Here is a 7694-nt window from a genome sequence, read left to right as displayed (position 1 = left end):
TGGTGTCCGGTTTTATTAGACCACTACAAAGTTGCAAAATTGCATCCAGTCTAGGCTTGTAGCTGTTTGTAAATCAAGCATTTTAAACTTGTAGCAGGTTTGAGCCAGCAACTTGCGAGTGGGGCACCTGCAAGTTGTTGATAAAAAACTCAAGTGTAATTACCGGTGCTTTAACCCGTTATATTTATCAGGTTTTATGGCCGGTGTATTGGCGGTGTTATTTGTCGAACGGTATTGAGGTAGGGGGTAGTTAAGCAGGCGGCGCTGCCGCCTGCTGCTTAGCTTAGAAACTACATTTATTAACGCCGGCGTTGGCCAATACGTGGGCTTTTACCTGGTTGGTGGGTAACAGGTTAAAGCTGTACGGCAGGTTTAGCACTGCGGTGGGTTGTACATTTGGCCCGGCGATAATGCCGTCGCCAGGGTACTCCTGCCAGGTAATATTGCTAAAGCTGTTACCGCGGGTATCCCAGTAGCCGTAGCCGCTGGAGTAAAACGACACGATCGGGTTTTTCGCGTTTTCAAACACATTGTTTTCAATGCGGATTACTGCACCCATACGGCTGTTAATGCCGGTGTCCTGAATGTCGTTGTAATAGTTATTATAAATATGGCCCTGGCCGAAACGGAACAACGGCAAGCGCGAATTTACCTTATGCCAGTAGTTATGGTGAAAGGTAATACGGCGGTTGTAGTTGTCGGAGTCACTGCTGCCCCAGAGTGAGGTTTTCCAGCTGTCGTGCAGGTAGTTGTAAGAAATAGTTACGTTATCCACGTCTTTTTTACCGCTGATCAGCTCGTCGTAAAAATCTTTACCCACATTCAGGCTGTTGTAGATTTCGTTGTGATCAATCCAGATATTACGCGCCGGACCTTCAATGGTTATGGCGTCTTTATCGCCGGTATTGACGTAACGCAGTTTAAGGTTACGGATAATTACGTTATTAGCGCGGAAAATTTTAATACCAATACCGTCGAACAGCGCATTATTGCCAACGCCGATAATGCTGACATTATCCATATCTTTAATATCAAATTTACTTACCCCGCCGGAATTGCCTGGCGTAATAGTGCCGTTAACGCGAATGGTAAGTGGCCGGTTTAAATCACGATTTTGCAGTGCTGACACTATTTGGGCGCCGCTGCTTACTGTTACGGTTACTGCATTGCTGCCACTGCCTCCGCTGGTGCCGCCGTTTAGCGAGGCATAACCTTGTGGCGTGGCGGCACAAGAGGTGATTGGGCCGGGCTCACCCGGATCGGTAGGGTCTGTCGGGTCAGTAGGGTCGGTTGGATCCGTCGGGTTGCCGCCGGTATTCAGATACACTTCAAACTCGGCGATGCGTGCGGCACTGTTGGCGCTGAGAATTTCCAGGTTAAGTTTTTTGGTGCTGACGGTGCTGAAATTAACCGTTCTGTTGCTGCCAATGCTGCTGCCGCTGGCCAGTACGGCGCCGTTGTCATTGTTTACCAAACGCCAGCCGGTAACACTATTGCCTTGCTCACGCAGTACAACCTGGTTTGCGCTGACAGCGCTGCTCCATTTTACCGAGACCCGCTGGCCGTTGTTGCCGGAGGCCTGCCAGTAGCTTTGCAGGTCGGCGTCTTTTACATCGCCGTAGCTGGTGCCGCTGGCTTTGCCGGAGCCGTCAGCGCCGGCACCCGGGCCGGTAATGGCCAGGTTATTGGCTTGCGCTGCTGCGCAAAATGCCAGTGCAGTAGCCAGCACTGATAAGCGAATTGATTTGCTGTATTGCATTTGTCTTATCCTCTGTTGATTTCTTGTTATTGCCCTGCGGTAACAGCGAGGGCCGGTTAAGCCTGCAACAGGGTGTTGCCGCTGGCTATTCCATATCTGGAACTGTGGGCGGATATCAAAATTTTACGTCGGCGCTAAGCGCAAGGTATTGATCTTACTCTGTAAATTAAATGTGGCTTTTTGGCGTGTAATAAATTTATCAGCAGGTTTTTTAGCGTTCAGCCTCTGCAACAGATTGATCCGCTGCATGGCTGACATACAATAGCGGCGGGCTATTTCCCGGTGCAGTAAGTTTTGAGGTGCAACATGACAAGTGAAGCGGTAGCAGGGCTGCCATCAGTGCGGCAGCGGATAACGGCGTTTATTGAACACCGTAGCGTACAGCGCATTTTGCTGGCGCTTATTTTAATTAATGCCGTTACCTTAGGTATGGAAACGATGCCGGCGCTGATGGCTGTGGCCGGGCCGGCGATCCATTTGCTGGATAAAACCATTTTGGCCGTGTTTGTGCTGGAAATACTGCTGCGGCTGTATGCACACCGGCTGGCATTTTTTAAAGATGCCTGGAGCGTATTTGATTTTGCGGTGGTATCTATCGCGTTGTTGCCGGCCAGCGGGCCCTTCTCTGTGTTACGTGCGCTGCGGGTATTGCGGGTACTGCGGGTGCTTACCTTTGTGCCGTCGATGCGCAAAATTGTCGGCGCGCTGATGCAGTCGCTTAACGGCATGCTGTCTATCGCCATGGTGCTGGGGTTGGTGTATTACGTGGCGGCGGTAATGGTAACCAAGCTGTTTGGTGAGGCCTTCCCGGAGTGGTTCGGCAGTTTGGGCGCGTCCTTATATACGCTGTTTCAGGTAATGACGCTGGAAAGCTGGTCGATGGGCATCGCGCGGCCGGTAATGGAGCAATTCCCCTATGCCTGGCTGTTCTTTGTGCCGTTTATTCTGATTGCAACTTTTACCATGCTCAACCTGTTTATTGCCGTAATAGTAAACGCGGTACAAAGCATGCATGATGAGGAACATAAGGCAGAACACGATGCCGGGCAGGCGACGCAGCAACAATTACTGTTACAGATGCAGCAGCTGCAACAGGAGCTACAGCAGCTGCGGCATGAACTTAAACAACCTACTGCAGAATAAAGTCTTCTAACGATTGGCCGGTTAAGCGGCCAATTTGCATAAACATATAGATGATCGCACCCATCAGCATAACCATGGTGGGTAGCACAATAACCGGGTAGCTTAACCAGGTCATGCGGCCCAGCTCTTCAGCGTAGGCGGTAGTGCCGGGCTGGCTAACCACAATGGCTTTGGCCAGAATGTAATTGAGTACCGCCGACAAAAAGAACGACGCGGCCACTATATAGCCGGCTCGGCCCATGCGCTGGTTAAACAGCGCGCTGTTGTTTTGTGCTGCCAGCGCCTGTTCCAGCTTGGGCATATCCAACAGCTCGGGGTTAATCAGTAGCTTTTTCACCAGCGGGTAAGGTGTGTACTGGCTTATCAACACAATAATGCCGATTAACGCCGGGATCAGCGCTTCTTTAATAGCGATATAAGAGGGCGGCAGCTGCAGCAGGCTGATACCACCGGTAAGCAGTACGCTGATAATACCTAAGATAGAAAAAAAGTTTACCTTGCCCGACTGCTTTAACTCCCACGCCCCGAACAACAGTGGAAACGCTAATGCTATTACCACAGCCCATACCGGCCCCAGCGCGTCTTCGCTGCTAAAGCGGCTGAGAATAACGGCAGGGATCACCACGTTAAGCAGTAAGTTAGTTATAAAACCTGATTTTTTCTTTTTCTCTGGCGCAGTCATGGTGTTTCCCGGTTAACAAACTACGCCGCGCAGTATAGCAACTAAGCACGCGCGGCCGGTAGACTATCGTGTGGTTTAACCCGGTTGGCCGAATAAGCCGGCCAGAGCGGCGCGGTGGCGGCGCGACATGGTTAAGCTGGTGCCGCATTTTAACATCACTTCGGCGTCACCTTTGTCGCCCGGCCGTAATTCCACAATGTCACTTTTACGCACGATAGACGAGCGGTGAATACGGGCAAACAGCGCCGGGTCCAGCTTGCTTTCGATGGCGGCCATAGTATCGCGCAGCAGATAGCTTTTTTGCTGTGAATAAACATGAATATCGACATAGTTACCGGCGCTTTCAATCCAGCTGATATCACTGACATCGACAATACGTAAGCGGCCCGGATCGCGGATGGTTATCCGGTCAAGGTAGGTTGTCTCCGGTTCCACCGCTGCAGCAGCCGGACTGCTGAGCCGATGAATAATTTTACCGCAAGCTTTAAGCAAGGCTTGCTGAAAGCGCTCAGCGCTGAAGGGTTTAAGCAGGTAGTCAACCGCACTGAGCTCAAAAGCCGTAATAGCGTGTTCGGCATAGGCGCTGCAAAAAATCACTGCCGGTTTATTGGCCAACTGGCGCAACACATTCAGGCCGTCGAGGCCCGGCATCTGAATATCAAGAAAAATAATGTCCGGCTGATGCAGTTGAGCCAGGCGTAATGCTTCAGTGCCGTTATCGGCTTCTGCAGTAATTTCAAATTGTTGCTGCTTGCTCAGCAGGTGTCGTATGCCAGCCCTGGCTAAAGGTTCGTCGTCCACTATTAAACAGCTTAGTTTCATATCCGACTCGAAGAAAAATGCAACGCACAGCAGCTCTGACCGGGATGAAGAGTATCAGTTCCCCGCTGTACGGGGCTAAAAGGGCGCGCAGTGTAGCAAAACAAAGTTGCCGGCGGCACCTTGTCTACGGTGTACAAACGGCATTTCGTCGCAAAAAATTTGCCATGGTTGCATCTGCATTTCACTTGAAGTCGGGAATATCCCTTCCAGCACGAAATACCACCCACTGGTGTAATTGTTATTGAATTGGGTACTAGCTAAGACTAGCGTCAATCGGGGAGCTGAAAAGTTCCCTAAAAATAACAATTAATTAAGTTACAACTGCTTTGCAGTGTCCAGAGGGAAAATATGAAAAAAAATAAACTAACTGCGGCTATGCGCTATGCACTTTTGGCATCGCCACTGGCTTTATATAGTGTTATCGGTACGGCGACTGCGGCAGAGCAGGAAGAAGTACAACGGGTAGAGCGTATTGAAGTTACCGGTTCGCGTATTAAACGGATTGGTGAAATGGCACCAACGCCGGTTACGGTAATTACCGGTGATAATCTGGTAAGTGCCGGCGTGGTAAACGTTGCAGATTTACTGCATAAAATGCCTAACACCTTAGTGGGCTTGTCGCCGGAAACGACAAACAACAGTGTGTTTGCCAGCGGTTTAAATAACACTGATTTACGTGGCTTGGGAGCCAGTCGTACTTTGGTACTGGTTAATGGCCGTCGCTTTGTCGCGGGCGCGCCGGGCAGCAGTGCAGTTGATTTAAACAATATTCCTACTGCGATGGTCGAACGTATTGAAATTACCACCGGCGGAGCTTCTGCGGTTTATGGCTCTGACGCAGTTGCTGGCGTAGTTAACATTATTACCAAAAAGACCTTTGATGGTGTCTCTGTTGATGTGTCAACAACGCGGCCAACTCAAAGTGGCGGTGAGGAAGAGTATGCTTCGTTAACATTTGGCTCTGATGTGGGTAAGGCCACTTTTGTAACTAACCTGAGCTTTTCTAAGCAAGGCCAGATCTCATTCATGGATCGCGATTACTTACGTGATGCACCTATTGCTGTGGAAAACCCTGATTTTGTAGCAGATGACCCGAACAGCCCACAGCGTGTTGTGTGGGGTTATGGCGAGCAAGTTTTGGCGGCATACAGTAAAACCGGTACTTTTGTCTCAGGTGGAACACGTTATTCTTTTGCTGATGACGGCACTGTGCGGCCAATGCAGCTGGGCGAGGCATTGCCCCCGTTGGTGGGTGGTCGGGTAGATTATTTAGGCGGAGAGGGCTACAGCTTTGCTGAAAACTCTTTTATGCGAACGCCGTTAGAGCGCATTAACTTCGTTACCAATATGAATTACGAGATTAGTGACAATCATAGTATGTCGATGGAGCTGAATCTATCGCGTTCACAAGCTTACGGTGAAAGCTCTCCGGCGTTTATGCAATATCGTGTAAAAGCAGATAATGCGCTATTGTCCCCGGCCGCACAACAATTGGTGCAAGCTGCCACAACGGTAAATACAAGCGGCGTTAGCGTCGGCCCTGTGATGGGCTATCTGGCCTCTGACTTTGGTAACCGGCAGTACAGCCAGGACAGAACCCTGGCACGTATTTCTCTGGGTTTTGAAGGCTATCTGACGGACAACTGGTCTTATGATATTTATGCCGCTACAGGCCGTGTGCAGGCTGACACTGAATGGTACGGCGAGATGTTCGAACAACGTTTCTACGACGCTATTGACGCTGTTGTTGATACCAATGGTGATATAGTTTGCCGTGATAACATTGCCCGTGCAAACGGCTGTTTGCCTTTAAATATATATGGCCGTGGTATCTATGACCAGGATGCTTATGATTGGGTGTCTACCGACGCCATACGCCGCGCTTCCATTAGCCAATCTGTAGTTTCGGCTACCCTTAGTGGTGATTTGTACGAATTACCTGCAGGTTTTATCGCGGCAGCGTTTAGTGCCGAGTATCGCAAAGAAGCAGCTGACAGCCTGCCGGATCCGGCGATGCGTGCCGGCCTATTGTTTAATAACCAATCACAACCGCTGAAAGGTAGCTTTGATGTGGCTGAAGTCTCAGCAGAGTTATCGGTGCCGCTGCTTGCTGATGTCGCTTTTGCTAAAACGTTGACCTTTGAAACGGCAGTGCGCTTTATGGATTACTCCACTTCTGGCAACGATAGCGCCTGGAAGCTGGGTTTAAATTGGGAAGTGAATGACGAGCTACGCGTTCGCTTAAACACCGCGAAGTCAGTGCGCGCGCCTAATATTGGCGAATTGTATAACCCAAGAAGTCAAACTTTCCGCTCTATGACTGACCCATGTGCGGTTAGCCAGCGCGATGGTTTAAACTCACAGTATAAAGAGACTATTCTGGCAAATTGTGCGGCTGCAGGTGTACCGGCAGATTTTGAACCATCTACAGAATGGAAGGGGTCAACCCGTCCGGGCTTTATTGTGGGTAATCCTGACCTGACAAATGAAGTGGCCAAAGACATTACCATTGGTTTTGTTTACACCCCGGCATTTCTGGATGGCTTTGGCTTAACGGTCGACTACTGGAAGTTTGAGCTGACAGATGTGATCAACAGCTTTGACGGGCCAGATGTGTTGAAGTATTGTTACCAATCTTCATCGTTAGATAACCAGTTCTGTCCTTTATTAGAGCGTGATGCAGATACTTTTGAGGTAACCAATTACTTTGAGAAGCCTTTCAACTCAGCATCGCGTAACGTAGAAGGTGTGGACTTGGAAGCTTCTTATCGTTTCGGTACGGAAGTAGGCGATTTTAACCTGCGTTTAATCAGTACTTACACCAGCAAATATAATACTAATCCAACAGGTTTTGCTGATGACTTGATTGATGAACTGGGTGAAATGAAACGGCCTGAATGGAAGCATCGTTTTACCACGGAATATAGCTATAATGATTTCTCTGCAGTACTGAGTATGAACCATCGCTCAGCTACGGTTACCAGCAATGATTGGTCACCAAAGGCGAACAATTATAACGATATTCCGTCTTACACTGTGTTTGATTTAACGGCACGGTATAACCTGACAGATGCATTGCAGGTACGTGGTGGGGTATTAAACATGTTTGACCGTAACCCGCCGCGCTTGCCAAGTGCTTACAACAACGGTGAAGCGTTTGATGTTATTGGTCAGCGTGTCACCTTAGGTGTTAACTATCAGTTCTGATTAGGGCTTTAGTTAAAAAGGTTAAAAGGCTTCCTTACGGAAGCCTTTTTTATTGTCGGCCTTAAACCACCTCCTATGGAG

At 49.3% G+C, this 7694-nt stretch carries 5 protein-coding genes; 2 read left to right on the top strand and 3 right to left on the bottom strand.

The window, feature by feature from the left end:
* Positions 1-283 precede the first annotated feature (283 nt).
* Entirely contained in the window at positions 284-1759 is a 1476-nt protein-coding gene (locus tag HRH59_RS19040) for a pectate lyase family protein (RefSeq protein ID WP_173502846.1), read from the bottom strand.
* A gap of 306 nt (positions 1760-2065) precedes the next feature.
* On the opposite strand from HRH59_RS19040, the gene HRH59_RS19035 reads away from it, so the two are divergent.
* Positions 2066-2902 (top strand): ion transporter, encoded by an 837-nt coding sequence (locus HRH59_RS19035; RefSeq protein WP_173502845.1) that lies wholly within the window; start codon positions 2066-2068, stop codon positions 2900-2902.
* On the opposite strand, the gene HRH59_RS19030 is transcribed toward HRH59_RS19035, so the two are convergent.
* Together HRH59_RS19030 and HRH59_RS19025 are read right to left on the bottom strand one after the other, a co-directional pair.
* The gene (locus HRH59_RS19030) at positions 2889-3584 is read right to left on the bottom strand and encodes a VC0807 family protein (RefSeq protein WP_173502844.1); all 696 of its coding nucleotides are present in this window, start codon (positions 3582-3584) and stop codon (positions 2889-2891) included. The genes HRH59_RS19035 and HRH59_RS19030 overlap by 14 nt on opposite strands.
* A 75-nt stretch (positions 3585-3659) precedes the next feature.
* Positions 3660-4385: a LytR/AlgR family response regulator transcription factor gene (locus HRH59_RS19025; RefSeq protein ID WP_331460210.1), complete on the bottom strand. Its 726-nt coding sequence runs from the start codon at positions 4383-4385 to the stop codon at positions 3660-3662.
* Between the two features lie 369 nt (positions 4386-4754).
* On the opposite strand from HRH59_RS19025, the gene HRH59_RS19020 reads away from it, so the two are divergent.
* Positions 4755-7613: a TonB-dependent receptor domain-containing protein gene (locus HRH59_RS19020; RefSeq protein ID WP_173502842.1), complete on the top strand. Its 2859-nt coding sequence runs from the start codon at positions 4755-4757 to the stop codon at positions 7611-7613.
* The last annotated feature ends 81 nt before the right edge of the window (positions 7614-7694 follow it).

This window comes from Rheinheimera lutimaris (assembly GCF_013283795.1).
GTDB classification, from domain to species: Bacteria; Pseudomonadota; Gammaproteobacteria; order Enterobacterales; family Alteromonadaceae; genus Alishewanella; species Alishewanella lutimaris.
Note: the sequence above shows the minus strand (reverse complement) of the source record. Positions and strands in the feature narration are given on the sequence as shown.

Coding starts and splice junctions, on each gene's coding strand:
- HRH59_RS19030 (WP_173502844.1), bottom strand. CDS start 3,584: ATGACTGCGCCAGAGAAAAAGAAAAAATCAGGTTTTATAACTAACTTA.
- HRH59_RS19035 (WP_173502845.1), top strand. CDS start 2,066: ATGACAAGTGAAGCGGTAGCAGGGCTGCCATCAGTGCGGCAGCGGATA.
- HRH59_RS19040 (WP_173502846.1), bottom strand. CDS start 1,759: ATGCAATACAGCAAATCAATTCGCTTATCAGTGCTGGCTACTGCACTG.
- HRH59_RS19020 (WP_173502842.1), top strand. CDS start 4,755: ATGAAAAAAAATAAACTAACTGCGGCTATGCGCTATGCACTTTTGGCA.